Origin of the sequence: Micromonospora sp. B11E3 (genome assembly GCF_039871625.1) — a bacterium.
Classification (GTDB): domain Bacteria; phylum Actinomycetota; class Actinomycetes; order Mycobacteriales; family Micromonosporaceae; genus Micromonospora.
In genome coordinates this window covers 36,230-53,461 of the sequence record NZ_JBDPMC010000007.1, presented here as the reverse complement: position 1 = coordinate 53,461, position 17,232 = coordinate 36,230, and the positions used below count along the sequence as shown (strand labels likewise).

Annotated in this window: 12 protein-coding genes; 9 read left to right on the top strand and 3 right to left on the bottom strand. The window is 73.4% G+C overall.

Features of this window, described 5'->3' with window-relative positions; genetic code table 11:
• The first annotated feature begins 58 nt into the window (after positions 1 to 58).
• Positions 59 to 1,042 carry a phosphatase domain-containing protein gene (locus tag ABGB16_RS05950; protein WP_347667019.1) on the top strand — a complete coding sequence of 328 codons (984 nt, stop codon included), beginning with the start codon at positions 59 to 61 and terminating at the stop codon, positions 1,040 to 1,042.
• Positions 1,043 to 1,318: 276 nt separating this feature from the next.
• Here the strand turns inward: ABGB16_RS05950 and glgB are convergent, their stop codons facing one another.
• Together glgB and ABGB16_RS05940 are read right to left on the bottom strand one after the other, a co-directional pair.
• Complete coding sequence (glgB, locus tag ABGB16_RS05945; RefSeq protein ID WP_347666935.1) at positions 1,319 to 3,421, bottom strand: 1,4-alpha-glucan branching protein GlgB; 2,103 nt, start codon at positions 3,419 to 3,421, stop codon at positions 1,319 to 1,321.
• Positions 3,409 to 5,514 (bottom strand): maltotransferase domain-containing protein, encoded by a 2,106-nt coding sequence (locus ABGB16_RS05940; RefSeq protein ID WP_347666934.1) that lies wholly within the window; start codon positions 5,512 to 5,514, stop codon positions 3,409 to 3,411. The genes glgB and ABGB16_RS05940 overlap by 13 nt, the downstream gene beginning before the upstream one ends.
• A 268-nt stretch (positions 5,515 to 5,782) precedes the next feature.
• On the opposite strand from ABGB16_RS05940, the gene ABGB16_RS05935 reads away from it, so the two are divergent.
• The gene (locus ABGB16_RS05935; protein WP_347667018.1) at positions 5,783 to 7,624 is read left to right on the top strand and encodes a family 10 glycosylhydrolase; all 1,842 of its coding nucleotides are present in this window, start codon (positions 5,783 to 5,785) and stop codon (positions 7,622 to 7,624) included.
• 175 nt (positions 7,625 to 7,799) lie between these two features.
• On the opposite strand, the gene glgA is transcribed toward ABGB16_RS05935, so the two are convergent.
• Positions 7,800 to 9,008: a glycogen synthase gene (gene glgA / locus ABGB16_RS05930; RefSeq protein ID WP_347666933.1), complete on the bottom strand. Its 1,209-nt coding sequence runs from the start codon at positions 9,006 to 9,008 to the stop codon at positions 7,800 to 7,802.
• A 95-nt stretch (positions 9,009 to 9,103) separates the two neighbouring features.
• On the opposite strand from glgA, the gene glgC reads away from it, so the two are divergent.
• The 7 genes from glgC (at position 9,104) to ABGB16_RS05895 (ending at position 17,230) form a co-directional block, all read left to right on the top strand.
• Complete coding sequence (gene glgC / locus ABGB16_RS05925) at positions 9,104 to 10,336, top strand: glucose-1-phosphate adenylyltransferase (protein WP_347666932.1); 1,233 nt, start codon at positions 9,104 to 9,106, stop codon at positions 10,334 to 10,336.
• A 66-nt stretch (positions 10,337 to 10,402) separates the two neighbouring features.
• Positions 10,403 to 12,046 (top strand): phosphoglucomutase (alpha-D-glucose-1,6-bisphosphate-dependent), encoded by a 1,644-nt coding sequence (gene pgm, locus ABGB16_RS05920; RefSeq protein ID WP_347666931.1) that lies wholly within the window; start codon positions 10,403 to 10,405, stop codon positions 12,044 to 12,046.
• Positions 12,047 to 12,262: 216 nt separating this feature from the next.
• Positions 12,263 to 12,991, top strand: a complete 729-nt coding sequence (locus ABGB16_RS05915; RefSeq protein ID WP_347666930.1) for a sugar phosphate nucleotidyltransferase — start codon at positions 12,263 to 12,265, stop codon at positions 12,989 to 12,991.
• The gene (locus tag ABGB16_RS05910) at positions 12,988 to 13,905 is read left to right on the top strand and encodes an NAD(P)-dependent oxidoreductase (RefSeq protein WP_347666929.1); all 918 of its coding nucleotides are present in this window, start codon (positions 12,988 to 12,990) and stop codon (positions 13,903 to 13,905) included. The genes ABGB16_RS05915 and ABGB16_RS05910 overlap by 4 nt, the downstream gene beginning before the upstream one ends.
• 3 nt (positions 13,906 to 13,908) lie before the next feature.
• A complete protein-coding gene (locus ABGB16_RS05905; RefSeq protein WP_347666928.1) occupies positions 13,909 to 15,261 on the top strand; it encodes a nucleotide sugar dehydrogenase in 1,353 nt (450 codons plus the stop codon).
• On the top strand, positions 15,261 to 16,289 hold the full coding sequence (locus ABGB16_RS05900) for an NAD-dependent epimerase/dehydratase family protein (protein ID WP_347666927.1): 1,029 nt from the start codon (positions 15,261 to 15,263) through the stop codon (positions 16,287 to 16,289). The genes ABGB16_RS05905 and ABGB16_RS05900 overlap by 1 nt, the downstream gene beginning before the upstream one ends.
• Positions 16,286 to 17,230: an NAD-dependent epimerase/dehydratase family protein gene (locus ABGB16_RS05895; RefSeq protein WP_347666926.1), complete on the top strand. Its 945-nt coding sequence runs from the start codon at positions 16,286 to 16,288 to the stop codon at positions 17,228 to 17,230. The genes ABGB16_RS05900 and ABGB16_RS05895 overlap by 4 nt, the downstream gene beginning before the upstream one ends.
• Positions 17,231 to 17,232: the final 2 nt, after the last annotated feature.

Below are 17,232 nucleotides of genomic sequence, written 5' to 3'. Positions count from 1 at the left end.
CAGCGTGCCCACACCCGCTGGCCAGCTGGCCGTACCGAACCTGCACCGGGCCGCGCGGATCGAGGACGCCGTGCACAACCTGGTGGAGCGCAGGCTGCGGCGCACCGGGTGGAAGATCAACATCGTCGCGTACGCCGGGTACGGCGCCCCTGGCTGGGCGCGGGTGCTCTGCCGGGTGCTGCTGGGCCGCCCGGACGTCCGCGCCCGCAAGCGGCCCGAGAAGGTCCGCGGCTGGCGCAGCTTCACCACCCTGCCCGCCAAGTACGCGACGGTCACGATCGAGGCCGGCGGGGTGCGGCACGAGGCGCAGGCCGACCGCAGCGGGTTCGTCGACACCGTGGTCGAGGCCGACCTGACCCCCGGCTGGGCGTCGGTGCGGCTGAGCGTGGCCGACGCGGAGCCGGTCGAGGCGCTGATCCGGGTGCTCGACCCGGGCGTGAAGTTCGGCATCCTCTCCGACATCGACGACACGGTCATGGTGACCGCGCTGCCCCGGCCCCTGCTGGCCGCCTGGAACACGTTCGTCCTCGACGAGCACGCCCGGGCCGCGGTGCCCGGCATGGCGGTGCTCTACGAGCGGCTGGTCACCGCGCACCCCGGCGCGCCGGTGTTCTACCTGTCCACCGGCGCCTGGAACGTCGCGCCGACGCTGACCCGGTTCCTGTCCCGGCACCTCTACCCGGCCGGGCCGCTGCTGCTCACCGACTGGGGGCCGACGAACGACCGGTGGTTCCGCAGCGGCCGGGAGCACAAGCGGGCCACCCTCGCCCGGCTGGCCCGGGAGTTCCCCGACGTCCGCTGGCTGCTGATCGGCGACGACGGCCAGCACGACCAGGAGATCTACCGGGAGTTCGCCGCCGGCCACCCCGACAACGTGGCGGGGGTGGCGATCCGCCGGCTCTCGCCGACCCAGGCGGTGCTGGCCGGCACCCTGCCCGCCCCGGCCGGCCGGTCGTCGTCCGGGCCGGTGGGGCAGAAGTGGCTCTCCGCGCCGGACGGCGCCGGGCTGTGGAAGCTGCTGCGCGAGGCCAGCCTGGTCTGACCGGCCGCGGCGGGCTGCGCACCCTGGCGGTGGTGGCTACCCCGCCGGTCGACGAGGCGATCGCGCACGGCCGTCGCGCGGTCCGGCGTACGGTCCGGCGTACCGTCGTCGCGCTCCTGTGGAGCTGCCCGCGTGAACGGGGCAGTCCAGCCTGGGCGGGCGCACAGGCGGGGCAGCTCCACAGCGCCCCAACCCAGCTGCTCCCACCCTGCCCTGCTACCCCGCCCGGCGCCCCGCCCCAAGGGCGTGCACCGCGGCCAGGCGGGGCGGCCCGCCTCAGTCTCGGCGGAGCCAGAGCACGCCCAGCGGCGGCACCCGCAGCGCCGCCGACGCCGGCATCCCGTGCCACGGCACGCCCTCCGCCTCCACCGCGCCCAGGTTCCCCACCCCCGACCCGCCGTAGTGGTGGGAGTCGGTGTTGAGCACCTCCGTCCACCTCCCGGCCGCCGGCAGGCCGATCCGGTAGCCCTCCAGCGGTACGGCGGAGAAGTTCGCCACGCAGACCAGCGTCGCGCCGTCCGGGGCGATCCGGACGAACGACACCGTGTTGTTGGCGACGTCGTCGGCGGCGATCCAGCGGAACCCGGCCGGGTCGGTGTCCTGCGCCCACAGCGCCGGGGTGTCCCGGTAGACGCGGTTGAGGTCGCCGACGAGGCGCCGCACGCCGGCCCGCGCCGGGTCGTGCAGCAGGTACCAGTCGAGCCCGCGCTCCTCGCTCCACTCCCGGTCGTCGGCCAGCTCGCAGCCCATGAACAGCAGTTGCTTGCCGGGGTGCGCCCACATGTACGCCAGCAGCGCCCGCACGTTGGCCAGCCGTTGCCAGGCGTCCCCGGGCATCTTGGCGGCGAGCGAGCCCTTGCCGTGCACCACCTCGTCGTGGCTGATCGGCAGCACGTAGTTCTCGCTCCACGCGTACGCCAGGGAGAAGGTGAGCTGATGGTGGTGGTGCTGCCGGTAGATCGGGTCCTTCGAGGCGTACAGCAGGGTGTCGTGCATCCAGCCCATGTTCCACTTGAACCCGAAGCCCAGCCCGCCCTCCGATGTGGGGCGGGTGACGCCGGACCAGGCGGTGGACTCCTCGGCCACCATCAGCGCCCCGGGGTGGTGCTTGTAGACGGTGGCGTTGACCTCCTGCAGGAGCGCGATGGCCTCCAGGTTCTCCCGGCCGCCGTGCACGTTGGGCGCCCACTGCCCCTCGGCCCGGGAGTAGTCCAGGTAGAGCATCGAGGCGACCGCGTCCACGCGCAGGCCGTCGACGTGGAACTCGTCCAGCCAGTACAGCGCGTTGGCGACCAGGAAGTTGCGCACCTCCCGGCGGCCGAAGTCGAAGACGTACGTGCCCCAGTCGGGGTGCTCGCCGCGGCGCGGGTCGGGGTGCTCGTACAGCGGGGTGCCGTCGAAGCGGGCCAGGGCCCACTCGTCCTTCGGGAAGTGCGCGGGCACCCAGTCGAGGATCACCCCGACGCCCGCGGCGTGCAGCCGGTCCACCAGGTGACGGAACTCGTCGGGGTCGCCGAACCGGGAGGTGGGGGCGTAGTAGCCGGTGACCTGGTAGCCCCAGGAGCCGCCGAACGGGTGCTCCATCACCGGCAGGAACTCCACGTGCGTGAAGCCCAGCTCGGTCACGTACGCGGTCAGCTGCTCGGCCAGCTCCCGGTAGCCGAGGCCGGGCCGCCACGAGCCGAGGTGCACCTCGTACACGCTCATCGGCTCCCGGTGCGGCGCCCGCCGCGCGCGCCGCGCCAGCCAGTCGGCGTCGGACCACTCGTACGTCGAGTGGTGCACCACCGACGCGGTGGCCGGCGGCGTCTCCGCGTACCGGGCCAGGGGGTCGGCCTTGTCCCGCCAGCGCCCGTCGGCGCCGAGGACCCGGTACTTGTACGTCGCGCCGGCGCCGACGCCCGGGACGAACAGCTCCCACACCCCGCTGGCGCCCAGCGAGCGCATCGGCCAGCCGTCGTCCGGGGCCCAGCCGGTGAAGTCCCCGACCACCCGGACGCCGCGCGCGTTCGGCGCCCACACGGCGAACGCCACGCCCCCGTCGAGGACGCGGGCGCCCAGGGCCTCCCAGAGCCGCTCGTGCCGGCCCTCGCCGATCAGGTGCAGGTCCAGCTCGCCGAGCGTGGGCGGGTGCCGGTACGGGTCGTCGTGGACGACGCCGTCCACCTCCACCCGGTAGTCGAGCACCGTGCCCGGCACGGTGGCCTCGAAGACGCCCACGTCGTGCACCCGCGTCGCCGGGTGCCGCTCGCCGTCCACCAGCACCGACACCTCGCCGGCGCCCCGGCGCAGGGTGCGGATCGTGGTGCGCCCCTCGGCCGGGTGCGCGCCGAGCACGGCGTGCGGGTCGTGCGCCCGCCCGGCGATCAGCTCGTCCACAGTTCGTCGTCCTTTCCGGCCGCGAAGGTCGGGGCGGTCGGGGCGGTACCGCCGGAGAGGTCGGCGGGTACGTCCTCGACGGTCAGGTCGGGCGACGCCGGCACGGCCGGCGGGGCGGCCGGCGGGGGAGCCGGCCGGCGCACGGTGAACACGTGCGCGGGTTGCAGGTACGGGTCGAGCCGGACCGCGTTGCGCTGCCCCCAGTCGTAGCTGGCGCCGGTCAGCTCGTCGTACACGGTGAACCGCTCGTGCCAGTCGAGGCCCAGCGCCGGCATGTCCAGCGTGGTGTTGCCCCACTGCACCGTGCGAGAGTCGAACGAGCAGACCACGAGCACCGTGTTGCCGGTGTCCGGGTCGCGCTTGGACCAGCACAGCAGCGCCGGGTTGTCGATCTCGTGGAAGACCAGGTTGCGCAGCCGGTGCAGGGCCGGATTCTCGCGCCGCACCCGGTTGAGGGTGGCGACGAACGGGGCCAGCGACCGCCCCTGCTCCTGCGCGCCGGCCCAGTCGCGGGGGCGCAGCTCGTACTTCTCGTTGTCCAGGTACTCCTCCGCGCCGGGGCGGGCCTCGTGCTCGAACAGCTCGAAGCCGGCGTACATGCCCCAGGAGGGGGAGAGCAGCGCGGCCAGCACCGCCCGGATCTTGAACATCGGCGGGCCGCCGTGCTGGAGGGACTCGTGCAGGATGTCCGGCGTGTTCGGCCAGAAGTTCGGCCGCATGTAGTCGGCCGCGGCGACCAGCTCCTCGCAGTACGCCCGCATCTCGGCCGCGCTCGTGCGCCAGGTGAAGTACGTGTACGACTGGGTGAAGCCGATCTTGCCGAGGCCGTGCATGACGGCCGGCCGGGTGAACGCCTCGGCCAGGAACAGCACGTCCGGCTCGACCTTCTTGACCTCCCCGATCAGCCAGTGCCAGAAGTCGAGCGGCTTGGTGTGCGGGTTGTCGACCCGGAAGATCCGGATCCCCTCGCCGACCCAGTGCAGCACCACCCGCAGGATCTCCGCCCGGATGCCCTCCGGGTCGTTGTCGAAGTTCAGCGGGTAGATGTCCTGGTACTTCTTCGGCGGGTTCTCCGCGTACGCGATGCTGCCGTCGGCCCGGGTGGTGAACCACTCCGGGTGCTCGGTCACCCAGGGGTGGTCCGGGGCGCACTGCAACGCCAGGTCCATCGCCACCTCCAGGCCCTGCTCGGCGGCGGCGGCGACGAAGTCCCGGAAGTCCTCCGCCGTGCCCAGGTCGGGGTGGATGGCGTCGTGGCCGCCCTCGGCCGCCCCGATCGCCCAGGGCGAGCCGACGTCGTCCGGCCCGGCGGTGAGCGCGTTGTTGCGGCCCTTGCGGTTGACCCGGCCGATCGGGTGGATCGGGGGCAGGTAGAGCACGTCGAAGCCCATCGCGGCGACCCCCGGCAGCCGCTGGATGGCGGTGGCGAAGGTGCCGGAGCGCGCGGGCGCGTCGACGGTCGCCGGGACCGCCCCCTCCGAGCGGGGGAAGAATTCGTACCAGGCGGAGAAGAGCGCCCGGGGGCGGTCCACCCAGAGCCGGCGCTGCTCGCCGGTGGTGACCAGCGCGCGCACCGGATGCTCCCAGAGCAGGTCGGCGAGGGCGAGCGCCGGGGCGACCCGCCGTTGCGGGGGCTGCCGCTCGTCGGCCAGCGCCGCCACGGCCGCGCGCACCCGGTCGGCGTCGGCGGCCGGGACCAGCTCCAGGGCGGCGGTCAGCACCCGGACGCCCTCGGCCAGGTCGTTGGCCAGCTCCGCCGGCCCCTGCCCGGCGGCGATCTTCTTCGTCACCGCGTTCTGCCAGGTCAGGTACGGGTCGTCGAACGCCTCCACGGTGAAGGTCCACTCGCCGACCGCGTCGGGACGGATCGTGGCGTGCCAGCGGTCCTGGCCGGGCTCGCCGGGGCGCATCCGGGTGAACGGGCGCGCCCGGCCGTCCGGGCCCAGCCAGACGACGTTGCAGCCGAGGGCGTCGTGGCCCTCCCGGTAGGCGCGCGCCGACACCGGCACCAGCTCGCCCACCACCGCCTTCGCGGGGTAGCGACCGCAGGAGACGACGGGGGTCACGTCTTCGATCGGAAACCGTCCGGTCACCGGTTCAACGTACTGCCCGAGATCGCTTCGCGCTCGGCTGCGGCGTCGACGAACCGAAGTCTTGCACTGCTCCCGTGCTGTGCCGAAGACTCCCACCGTGGGCACGCATCGAACTCTGTGGTTCCGTATCCTCGCCTCGGCGGTCGCCGCGGTGACCGCCGCCGGCGTCCTGACGGTCGCGGCACCGGCCGGGGCGACCAGCCGGCAGGCGGTCGGGACAACCGCCTGTCAGACCAACCCGGCGACCCCGAAGCGGCAGTACAGAGCCATGTGGATCTCCAGCGTGGCGAACATCGACTGGCCCAGCGGCACCGGCCTGAGCGTGTCCACCCAGCAGGCCGAGTTCCGCTCCTGGCTCGACCTGGCGGCACAGCGCAACATGAACGCGGTGGTCGTGCAGATCCGGCCCGCCGCGGACGCCTTCTGGCCCTCGCCGTACGAGCCGTGGTCGCAGTGGCTCACCGGCACCCAGGGCGCGCATCCCGGGTACGACCCGCTGGCGTTCATGGTCGCCGAGGCGCACGCCCGGAACCTGGAGTTCCACGCCTGGTTCCACCCGTACCGCGTCGCCACCCACAACGACCCGTCCCGGCTGGTCGCCGGCCACCCGGCCCGGCAGCATCCGGACTGGGTCTTCTCCTACGGCGGCAAGCTCTACTACAACCCGGGCATCCCGACGGTGCGCGCGTTCGTCGAGGACGCGATGATGGACGCGGTCAACCGGTACGACGTCGACGGCGTGCACTGGGACGACTACTTCTACCCGTACCCGTCCGGCACCGAGCAGATCCCGGACGAGCAGACGTACGCCGCCTACGGCAGCGGATTCGGCAACATCGCCGACTGGCGGCGCAACAACGTGAACCTGCTGGTGCAGGAGATGGGCCAGCGCATCAAGGCGGTCAAGCCCTGGGTGAAGTTCGGGATCAGCCCGTTCGGCATCTGGCGTAACTCGTCGACCGACCCGCTGGGCTCGGCCACCAGCGGGCTGCAGTCCCACGACGCGATCTACGCCGACACCCGGCGCTGGGTCAGGCAGCAGTGGATCGACTACATCGCGCCGCAGATCTACTGGCACATCGGGTTCAGCGTCGCCGACTACGCGGTCCTGGTCCCGTGGTGGTCCGACGTGGTGTCCGGAACCCGGGTCCAGCTCCTCGTCGGTCAGGCCACCTACCGTCTCGGCGCCACCGGCCAGGACCCGGCGTGGCAGGACCCGGCCGAGCTGACCGACCACCTGCTGCTCAACCGGAACCATCCGCGGGTCCTCGGCGACATCCACTTCAGCGCGAAGGACGTACGCGCCGACCGGCTCGGTGGGGTGAGCCGGATGGCCGCGGACCACTACAGTCGCCCGGCGTTGATCCCGGTCGCCGCCCACCTGGGCGGAGCGGCGCCGGCGGCACCCGCCATCACCTCGGCCGGGTCCGGCGCCGGCGGGGTCACGCTCAACTGGCGGGCCGGCGGATCGGGGACGCCGACGTCGTACGCGGTGTACCGGGTCAGCGGCAGCGGCCCGACCGACGCCTGCGCCTTCGCCGACGCCACGAACCTGATCGCCACCGTCCGGGCCACCGGCACGACCGGCTCGTTCACCGACAGGACCGCGGCGGCGGGCACGTACACCTACCACGTGAGCGCACTGGACCGCCTGCACAACGAGAGCGCGGCGAGCGTGGGCGCGGTGGTGACCGCCGGCGGCTTCAGCGCGACCGTGGACAACACCACGGCGGGGCGGTTCACCGCGAGCGCGAACTGGGGCGTCTCGTCGTTCTCGACGCAGCGGTACGGCACCGACTACCGGTTCGCCACCCCCGTGGCGGCCAGCGACCCGGCCTGGTTCAAGGTCGACATCCCGGCCACCACGAGCTACCGCGTCGAGGTCTGGTACCCGAGCAACTCCGGCTACAACGCCGCCACGCCACACGTGATCGTGACCACCGGCGGCAACCGGACGGTCAACGTCGACCAGCGTACGGGCGGCGGCCGGTGGGTCGTCCTCGGCACCTTCACCCTCGCCGCCGGTGACCACAACGTGGTCGGGGTGAGCCGGTGGACGACCGGCACCGGTTACGTGATCGCCGACGCGGTCCGCGTCACCGCCGCCTAGATCCGCCGAGCTCCCCGGCCGACCCCCGGGCGCCCGCCCAAGACTCGCGCAACTTCGCTGAAGATGCCGCCTCCAGTCGCCGTGAGACAACATCTTCAGCGAAGTTGCGCAGATCTTCGCGTCGGCGACGGCGTTCGGTAGCGCACGGACTCGCTGATCAGGGTTAGGGCCGGCGTCAGCCGGTGGCGCCGACCGACCGGTACACCTCCAGGGTCCGCGCGGCGATGGCGTCCCAGGAGAAGTGCTCGACCGCCCGCCGTCGCCCTGCCCGGCCGAACTCGGCCGACCGCGCCGGGTCGGCCAGCAGCTCGTTGATCCGGGCCGCCAGGTCGGCCACGAAGCGTTCCGGGTGCAGCGGCCGGCCGCTGCCGTCGGTGGCCTGCTCGATCGGGACCAGCAGGCCCGTCTCGCCGTCGGCGACGACCTCGGGGATGCCGCCGGTGGCGGTGGCCACCACCGCCGTCTCGCAGGCCATCGCCTCCAGGTTGACGATGCCCATCGGCTCGTACACGGACGGGCAGACGAAGACCGTGGCGTGGGTGAGCACCTGGATGACCTCGTGCTTGGGCAGCATCTCGGCCACCCAGACCACCCCGGAACGGTTGGCCCGCAGCTCGGCCACCAGGCCCTCCACCTCGGCGGCGATCTCCGGGGTGTCCGGCGCGCCGGCCAGCAGCACGAGCTGGGCGTCGGCCGGCAGCTCCCGGGCCGCCCGCAGCAGGTACGGCAGGCCCTTCTGCCGGGTGATCCGGCCGACGTACACGACGCTCGGGCGGGACGGGTCGATGCCGAGCCGGTCCAGCACGTCCGTGGCCTTGTCGGGGGCGTACTGCGCGGTGTCGATGCCGTTGTGCACGACCCGGACCCGGTCGGGGTTGACCGCCGGGTACGCCGTCAGCACGTCGGCGCGCATCCCCGCGCTGACCGCGATCACCGCGTCGGCCGCCTCCACGGCGGTGCGCTCGCACCAGGACGACAGCGCGTACCCGCCGCCGAGCTGCTCGGCCTTCCACGGCCGCAGCGGCTCCAGGCTGTGCACGGTGACCACGTGCGGCACCCCGTGCAGCAGCTTCGCGGTGTGCCCGGCCAGGTTCGCGTACCAGGTGTGGCTGTGCACCACGTCGGTGCCGGCGCAGCCGGCGGCCATCTCCAGGTCGACGCCCATCGTGCGCAGCGCGGCGTTCGCGCCGGCCAGGCCGGGCGGCTCGGCGTACGCGGTGACGCCCGGCTCGGCGCGCGGCGCCCCGAAGCAGTGCACCCGTACGTCGGCGAGCCGGCGCAGCTCCCGGGCGAGGTACTCGACGTGCACGCCGGCCCCGCCGTAGACCTCCGGCGGGTACTCGCGGGTCAGCAGGTCGACGCGCAGCGGTGCGGACTCGGTCATGCCCGGCACCCTAGTGCAGAAGCCCGCCGCGCACCCGGCACGCGACTGTGCCCGTCCGAGTGGTGAAGTCGGGCCCGGGTGGATAGCGTCTGAGCATGGCTGACAAGGTGCTCGCGATCGTGCTCGCCGGCGGGGAGGGCAAGCGCCTGATGCCGCTCACCACGGACCGGGCCAAGCCGGCCGTGCCGTTCGGCGGGATGTACCGGATGGTCGACTTCGTGCTGTCCAATCTCGCCAACGCCGGCTTCCTGAAGATCGTCGTGCTGACCCAGTACAAGTCCCACTCGCTGGACCGGCACATCACCAAGACCTGGCGGATGTCGACGCTGCTCGGCAACTACGTCACGCCGGTGCCGGCCCAGCAGCGCCGCGGCCCGTGGTGGTTCGCCGGCTCCGCCGACGCGATCTACCAGAGCTTCAACCTGATCAACGACGAGCAGCCGGACTACGTGATCGTCTTCGGTGCCGACCACATCTACCGGATGGACCCGCGGCAGATGGTGGACGACCACATCGCCTCCGGCGCGGGGGTGACCGTCGCGGGCATCCGGCAGCCGCTGTCGACGGCCGACCAGTTCGGTGTCATCGAGGTCGCCGAGGACGGCCGGCGCATCCGGGCGTTCCGCGAGAAGCCCACCGACGCCGTCGGCCTGCCGGACGCCCCGGACCAGATCTACGCGTCGATGGGCAACTACGTGTTCACCACGAAGGCGCTCTGCGAGGCGGTCGAGCGCGACGCGGAGGACAAGACCAGCAAGCACGACATGGGCGGCAGCATCATTCCGATGCTGGTCGAGCGGGGCGAGGCCAACGTCTACGACTTCCGCGACAACGAGGTGCCGGGCAGCACCGACCGCGACCGCGGCTACTGGCGGGACGTGGGGACGCTCGACTCGTTCTACGACGCGCACATGGACCTGATCAACGTGCACCCGGTGTTCAACCTCTACAACTTCGAGTGGCCGATCTACACGGAGCAGCCGCCGTACCCGCCGGCGAAGTTCGTGCACCAGTGGGGCGAGCGGGTCGGCCGGGCCGTCGGCTCGATGATCTCGCCCGGCGCCGTGATCTCCGGGTCGCTGGTGGAGAACTCGGTCGTCTCGCCGAAGGTCCGGGTCCACTCGTGGGCGCAGGTCGACGGCGCGGTGCTCATGGAGGGCGTCGAGATCGGCCGGCACGCCGTGGTCCGCCGGGCGATCCTCGACAAGAACGTCTACGTGCCGGAGGGCGCCGAGATCGGCGTCGACCTCGAACGGGACCGGCAGCGGTACACGGTCTCCGAAAACGGGATCGTGGTGATCGGCAAGGGGCAGCGCGTGGAATGTTGAGCCACGTGTGACGCCCGCGTCGCCGGGAAAGAGTGAGGGTCCGTACCGTCCCTGGAGGTTGCAGCAGTGGCCCACCCCCGTGCCGGCCAGCCCGCCGAGCCCGCCGACCTGGTCGACGTGCCCCGCCTGGTCACCGCCTACTACGCCGAGCACCCCGACCCGGCCGACCCGGCGCAGCAGGTCTCCTTCGGCACGTCCGGCCACCGGGGCTCGAGCCTGCGCAACGCGTTCAACTCCGACCACATCCTCGCCGTAACCCAGGCGCTGTGTGACTACCGGCGGGAGCGGGGGCTGGACGGGCCGCTGTTCCTCGGCCGGGACACCCACGCCCTGTCCGCCCCGGCGGCCGTCGACGCGCTGGAGGTGCTCGCCGCCAACGACGTGACCGTGCTGCTGGACAGCCGGGACGGCTACACCCCCACCCCGGCCCTGTCGCACGCCATCCTGACCCACAACCGGGGGCGCACCCGGGGGCTGGCCGACGGCATCGTGATCACCCCGTCGCACAACCCGCCGGAGGACGGCGGGTTCAAGTACAACCCGACCCACGGCGGGCCGGCCGACACCGACGTCACGAGGTGGATCCAGGACCGGGCCAACGCGATCCTGGCCGGCGGGCTGACGGAGGTGCGGCGGATCCCGTACGCGCGGGCCCGCGCCGCCGACACCACCGGCGGGTACGACTTCCTCGGCCGGTACGTCGACGACCTGCCCGCCGCCGTCGACCTCGACGCGGTCCGGGCCGCCGGGGTGCGCGTCGGCGCGGACCCGCTCGGCGGGGCCAGCGTGGCGTACTGGGGGGAGATCGCCGACCGGCACCGGCTCGACCTCACGGTGATCAACCCGACGGTCGACCCGACCTGGCGCTTCATGACCCTCGACGGCGACGGCCGGATCCGGATGGACTGCTCCTCGCCGAACGCGATGGCGTCGCTGATCGCGGCCCGCGCCGACTACCAGGTCTCCACCGGCAACGACGCCGACGCCGACCGGCACGGCATCGTCACCCCCGACGGCGGCCTGATGAACCCGAACCACTACCTCGCGGTGGCGATCGCGCACCTGTTCCGCACCCGCGACACGTGGGGCCCGGCCGCCGCGGTGGGCAAGACCCTGGTCTCCAGCTCGATGATCGACCGGGTGGCCGCCGACCTCGGCCGGCCGCTGCTGGAGGTGCCGGTCGGGTTCAAGTGGTTCGTGCCGGGCCTGCTCGACGGCACGGTGGGCTTCGGCGGCGAGGAGAGCGCGGGGGCGTCCTTCCTGCGCCGCGACGGTGGCGTCTGGACCACCGACAAGGACGGCATCCTGCTCTGCCTGCTCGCCGCGGAGATCGTCGCGACCACCGGGCGGACACCGAGCCAGCACTGGACGGGCCTGGCCGAGCGGTTCGGCGCCCCCGCGTACGCCCGGATCGACGCCCCGGCCAGCCGGGAGGAGAAGGCCGTGCTGGGCAGGCTCTCCCCGGAGCAGGTGAGCGCGACCGAGCTGGCGGGCGAGCCGATCACCGCGACCCTGACCACGGCGCCGGGCAACGGCGCCCCGATCGGCGGGCTCAAGGTGAGCACCGCCTCCGGCTGGTTCGCCGCGCGCCCCTCCGGCACCGAGGACGTGTACAAGATCTACGCGGAGTCGTTCCAGGGCCCGGAGCACCTGGCCCGCATCCAGGACGAGGCCCGCGAGCTGGTGACGCAGGTGCTCAAGCAGGACTGAACTGCCGCCGCCCCTGAACTGCCGCCGCCCCTGAACGGCCGCCGGTCCGGGCAGCTTCCGGCTGCCCGGGAAGTCGGACATTTGGCATAACTAACGTCGATTGTGCCCGTTAGTCCTGTTACAGGCGATGCGCCTGGGGACAGAACCGGCAACCCCATGGATGGGAGCGACGTTGAAGACCGTGGCCACCGGCGGTGCCGGCCCGATCGGTGCGACATGCACGTCGTGATCATGGCAGGTGGCCTGGGCACCCGCCTGCGGCCGTACACCACCGCGCTGCCGAAACCGTTGGTGCCGATCGGGGACAGCTACGCGATTCTCGAGATCGTCCTGCACCAGCTCGCCGCGTGCGGGTTCACCCACGCCACGCTGGCGATCAACCACCTGGGATCGCTCATCCGGGCCTTCGTCGGCGACGGCCGGCGCTTCGGGCTGCGGGTCGACTACACCGAGGAACGCGTCCCGCTGTCGACCGTCGGGCCGCTGTTCGGGCTCCGTGACAGGCTGCCCGAGCACTTCCTCGTGATGAACGGCGACATTCTCACCGACCTGGACTACGCCGACCTGCTGCGCACCCACGTGGCGTCCGGCGCGCCGGTGACCGTGGCCACCTTCCGGCGCAGCGTACGGATCGACTTCGGCGTGCTCTCCGTGGCCGACGGGCGGGTGGTCGAGTTCACCGAGAAACCGACCCTCGACTACCGGGTCAGCATGGGGGTCTACGGGCTGTCCACCAAGACCATCGCGTCCTACCCGGTCGGCCGGGCCTTCGGCTTCGACGAGCTGATGCTCGACCTCATCGGCCAGGGCCAGTACCCCGCCGACTACCCGTTCGAGGGGCACTGGCTCGACATCGGCCGGCCCGAGGACTACGACGAGGCCAACCGGACCTTCGAGGCGCTGCGGCCGGTCCTGCTGCCCGCGTCGGTACGGACCCCGGCATGAGCCGGGTCCTGCTCTTCGGCGGCTCCGGCTTCCTGGGCCGGCACGTCCGGGCGGCCCTCGCCGGTGAGGCGACCCTCGTCTGCCCGCGCCGTGCCGAGTGCGACCTGGTGGACGTCGCGCTGCCCGACCTCGCCGCGCTCGTCCGGCAGGCCCGGCCCACGGCGGTGGTCAACTGCACCGGCCGGTTGGGCGGCAGCGACCACGAACTGGTCCGCGCGCACACCCTGGTGACCGCGAAGCTCATCGAGGCGGTCGCGCTGGCCGCGCCCCGGGCCCGGCTGGTCCGGCTCGGCTCCGCCGGCGAGTACGGGCGCCCGCCGTACGGCCGGCCGGTCCGGGAGAGCGACCCCGCCGAGCCGGTCGGCGGCTACGGCCTGAGCCACCTGAGCGCCACCCGGTTGGTGGAGCTGGCGGTCGCCGCCGGCCGGCTGGACGCGGTGGTGCTGAGGGTGTTCAACCCGATCGGTCCGGGTCTGCCGGAGGAGAGCGTGCTGGGCCGGGCCGCCCGGCTGCTGCGCGACGCGCTCACGCGGGGCGGCCCCGAGATCGCCCTCGGCCCGCTCGACGCGTACCGGGACCTCGTGGACGTCCGGGACGTGGCGCTCGCGGTGCGCGCCGCCGTGCGGCTGCCGTCGGTGCCCGACCCGGTCCTCAACGTCGGCAGCGGATCCGCCGTGCGGATCCGGGAGGCGGTGCGGATGCTCGCCGCCGTCGCCGGGTTCACCGGGGCCGTCACCGAGGCCGCGCCGGCGCCGGGCGCGGCCCGCACGGCCGACGTGCCGTGGATGTGCGCCGACGTCTCGTCGGCCGCGCGGGCCCTCGGCTGGGCGCCGTCGTACGACCTCGCCGACACCGTCAAAGCCATCTGGAGCGAGGCCACCGGCCCCGCCCACGCACCGCTGCCGAAGGAGTAGACGTTGTACCAGAAGATCGGGGTCGTCGGGCTCGGCTACGTCGGCGTGACCCTCGCCGCGGCGCTGGCCGACCAGGGTTACCAGGTGCACGGCGTCGACACCCAACCGACCGTCCGCGAGACGCTGCGGGCGGGCCGGCCGCACATCTTCGAGCCCGGCATCGACGAGGTGCTCGCGCGGCAGGTCGGCCGGTCGCTCCTCGTCGCCGACAGCCTGCCGGCCGACCTCGACGCCGTCGTGCTGTGCGTCTCCACCCCCGTCGACCCGGCCAGCCACCGGGCGCGGCTGGAGAACCTGGCCGCCGCGGCCGAGGCGGTGGCCGCCGGGTGCCGGCCCGGGACCCTGGTGGTGGTACGCAGCACCGTGCCGGTCGGCACCAGCCGAGGCGTGGTGCTGCCGCCGCTGGCCGCGGCCTGGGGCGACGACGTCCGGCTGGTCATGGCGCCCGAGCGCACCATCCAGGGGCAGGCGCTGCGTGAGCTGGTCGAGCTGCCGCAGGTCGTCGGCGGGCTGGACGAGGCGAGCCTGCGGGCCGGCCTGGAGTTCTTCGGCGGACTGGCGCGGCAGCTCGTCCCCGTGTCCAGCCTGGAGGCCGCGGAGCTGGTGAAGCTCGCCAACAACTGCCACACCGACCTGATCTACTCGTACGGCAACGAGCTGGCGCTCATCGCCGAGGCGCACCGCCTGGACCCGCTCGAGGTCATCCGGGCCGCCAACCTCGACTACCCCCGGCCCGACCTGAGCCGTCCCGGGTACGTCGGCGGCGGATGCCTGTCGAAGGACCCGTACCTGATGGTGGAGAGCGCCGGGGAACGCCCGCCGTTCCTGGTCGGGGCCGCGCGGCGGCTCAACGAGCACCTCCCCGCGCACGTCGCCCGCCGGGTGGTCGAGCTGCTGCGGCAGGAGCGTGGCGAGGCGCGCGGCGCGCGGCTGGCGGTGCTCGGCTGGGCGTACAAGGGCTGGCCCCCCACCGACGACATGCGCGGCACCCCCGTCACCACGATGCTGCCGATCCTCGCCGACGCCGGGCTGGTGGTGCTGGGGCACGACCCGATGGTGACGGACGAGGTGATCCAGCGGCACGGGGGCGTCCCCACCAGCCTGGACAAGGCCTTCGCGGAGGCCGACGCCGTGCTGGTCCTCAACGACCATCCGGACTACCGGGCGCTTCCGGTCGGCGCGATGCTGCGCGGGACGGGCGTGCGGCTGGTCTTCGACTCCTGGCGGATCCTGGACGAGGCGGAGATCCGGGCGGCCGGTGTGCGGTACGCCGGCATCGGTTACCTGCCGGCCGACGCCGGGCCACCCGCGCCGCCGGCGCGCCGGGACGCATCGAGCGCGACGGTGCCGGCCTGATGCGGGCGCTGGTGCTCGGCGGGGCCGGGTTCATCGGACTGCACCTGGTCGAGCGGCTCGTCGCCGACGGCCACCGGGTGATCGTCGTCGACGACTTCTCGCGCGGACGCGACGACGAGCGGCTGGGCGCCCTGCGGCACTCGCCGGCCGTGGACGTGGTGTCGGCCGACCTGACGGAGCCGCGGGCGTGGCCGGAGCTGCCCCGCGACGTCGACCAGGTGTACCTGCTCGCCGCGGTGGTCGGGGTGCGCAACGTCGAGGCCGATCCGGCCCGGGTGCTGCGGGTCAACACGCTCACCGCCGCGCACCTGGTGGACTGGCTGCGCCCCGGCCCCAAGGTGTTCTTCAGCTCCACCAGCGAGGTGTACGCCGGCGGGGTGGACGCCGGGCTGGTGCCCGTGCCGACCCCCGAGGAGGTGGCCGTCACGATCGCCGACGTGGCCTCGCCCCGGCTGGCGTACGCGATCAGCAAGCTGGCCGGCGAGGCGCTGCTGCTGCACGGGGCCCGCGCCAAGGGCTGCCCCGTGGTGGTCGGCCGCTTCCACAACGTCTACGGCCCCCGGATGGGGACGGACCACGTGATCCCGGAGATGATCCTGCGGGCGCTGGCCGGCGAGAACCCCTTCCGGATCTGGGGGGCGGACCAGTTCCGCGCGTTCTGCCACGTGGCCGACGCGGTCGAGGCGGTGGTCCGGCTGATGGCCACCCCGGCGGCGGACGACCAGATCGTGCACATCGGCGACGACAGCGAACAGACCAACATCGCCGACCTCGCCAAGCTGGTGCTCCGCCTGGCCGGCGTCGCGCCGGACGTGCGGCACCTGCCGGCGCCGGCCCGCTCGGTGCAGCGCCGCTGCCCGGACCTGAGCCGGCTGCGGCGGCTGACCGGCTTCGAGCCGAGCGTGCCGCTGGAGGAGGGGGTCCGGCAGACGCTCGACTGGTACCGGGCCTGGCGGGCCGCCACACCACACCACGTCGCGCCGGGCGGGCCCGAGGGCGTGCGGAGCCACGGACGGGAGCAGTCGTGAAGATCGTGGTGACCGGCGGGGCCGGCTTCATCGGCGCCAACCTGGTCCGGGTCCTGGCCGAGACCCCCGGGGTACGGGAGATCGTCGTCGTGGACGACCTCTCCACGGGGTCGCTGGACAACCTGCTGGACGTGCCCGCCCAGCTGCTGACCGGCACCGTCCTCGACCCCGACCTGCTCGACGAGGCGGTGCCCGGTGCGGCCAGCGTGGTCCACCTGGGCGCCCTCGGCTCGGTGCCCCGGTCCATCGACGACCCGCTGCGCAGCCACCACGCCAACGCCACCGGCACGCTGACCGTGCTGGAGGCGGCCCGCCGGCACGCCGTGCCACACGTCGTCGTGGCCTCCTCGTCCTCGGTCTACGGCGCCAACCCCGTCCTGCCGCGCCGGGAGACGTTGCGGCCCATGCCCGTCAGCCCGTACGCGGTGTCCAAGCTGGCCACCGAGGCGTACGCCAACGCGTACGCCGCCTGCTACGACATGCGGGTGCTGCCGCTGCGGTTCTTCAACGTCTTCGGGCCGCGGCAGGCGGCCGACCACGCGTACGCGGCGGTGGTGCCCCGGTTCGTCAGCGCCGCGCTGGCCGGCCGGCCGCTGCAGGTCCACGGCGACGGCCAGCAGACCCGTGACTTCACCTACGTCGGCAGCGTGACCTCGGTGATCGTCGACGCGATCCTGCGCCGGGTGGCCGCGCCGGACACCGTGAACCTCGCCTTCGGCGCGCGGGTCTCCCTGCTGGACCTCATCGCCGAGTTGGAGGCCGTGCTCGGCCGGCACCTGCCGGTCGTCCACGGCCCGCCCCGGCCGGGGGACGTCCGCGACTCGCAGGCCGACTGCGCGCGGCTGCGGGAGCTGTTCCCGACGGCGTGCCCGCACCCGCTGCGCGCCGGCCTGGCCGCGACGGTCGACTGGTACGCCGGCCGCGTCCTGGCCGACCGCTGACC

What these genes read in the sequence shown, in the direction of transcription:
- ABGB16_RS05915 (WP_347666930.1), top strand. Translation starts at nt 12,263, where the DNA reads ATGCACGTCGTGATCATGGCAGGTGGCCTGGGCACCCGCCTGCGGCCG.
- ABGB16_RS05900 (WP_347666927.1), top strand. Translation starts at nt 15,261, where the DNA reads ATGCGGGCGCTGGTGCTCGGCGGGGCCGGGTTCATCGGACTGCACCTG.
- glgA (WP_347666933.1), bottom strand. Translation starts at nt 9,008, where the DNA reads ATGACCGAGTCCGCACCGCTGCGCGTCGACCTGCTGACCCGCGAGTAC.
- ABGB16_RS05910 (WP_347666929.1), top strand. Translation starts at nt 12,988, where the DNA reads ATGAGCCGGGTCCTGCTCTTCGGCGGCTCCGGCTTCCTGGGCCGGCAC.
- ABGB16_RS05935 (WP_347667018.1), top strand. Translation starts at nt 5,783, where the DNA reads ATGTGGATCTCCAGCGTGGCGAACATCGACTGGCCCAGCGGCACCGGC.
- glgC (WP_347666932.1), top strand. Translation starts at nt 9,104, where the DNA reads ATGGCTGACAAGGTGCTCGCGATCGTGCTCGCCGGCGGGGAGGGCAAG.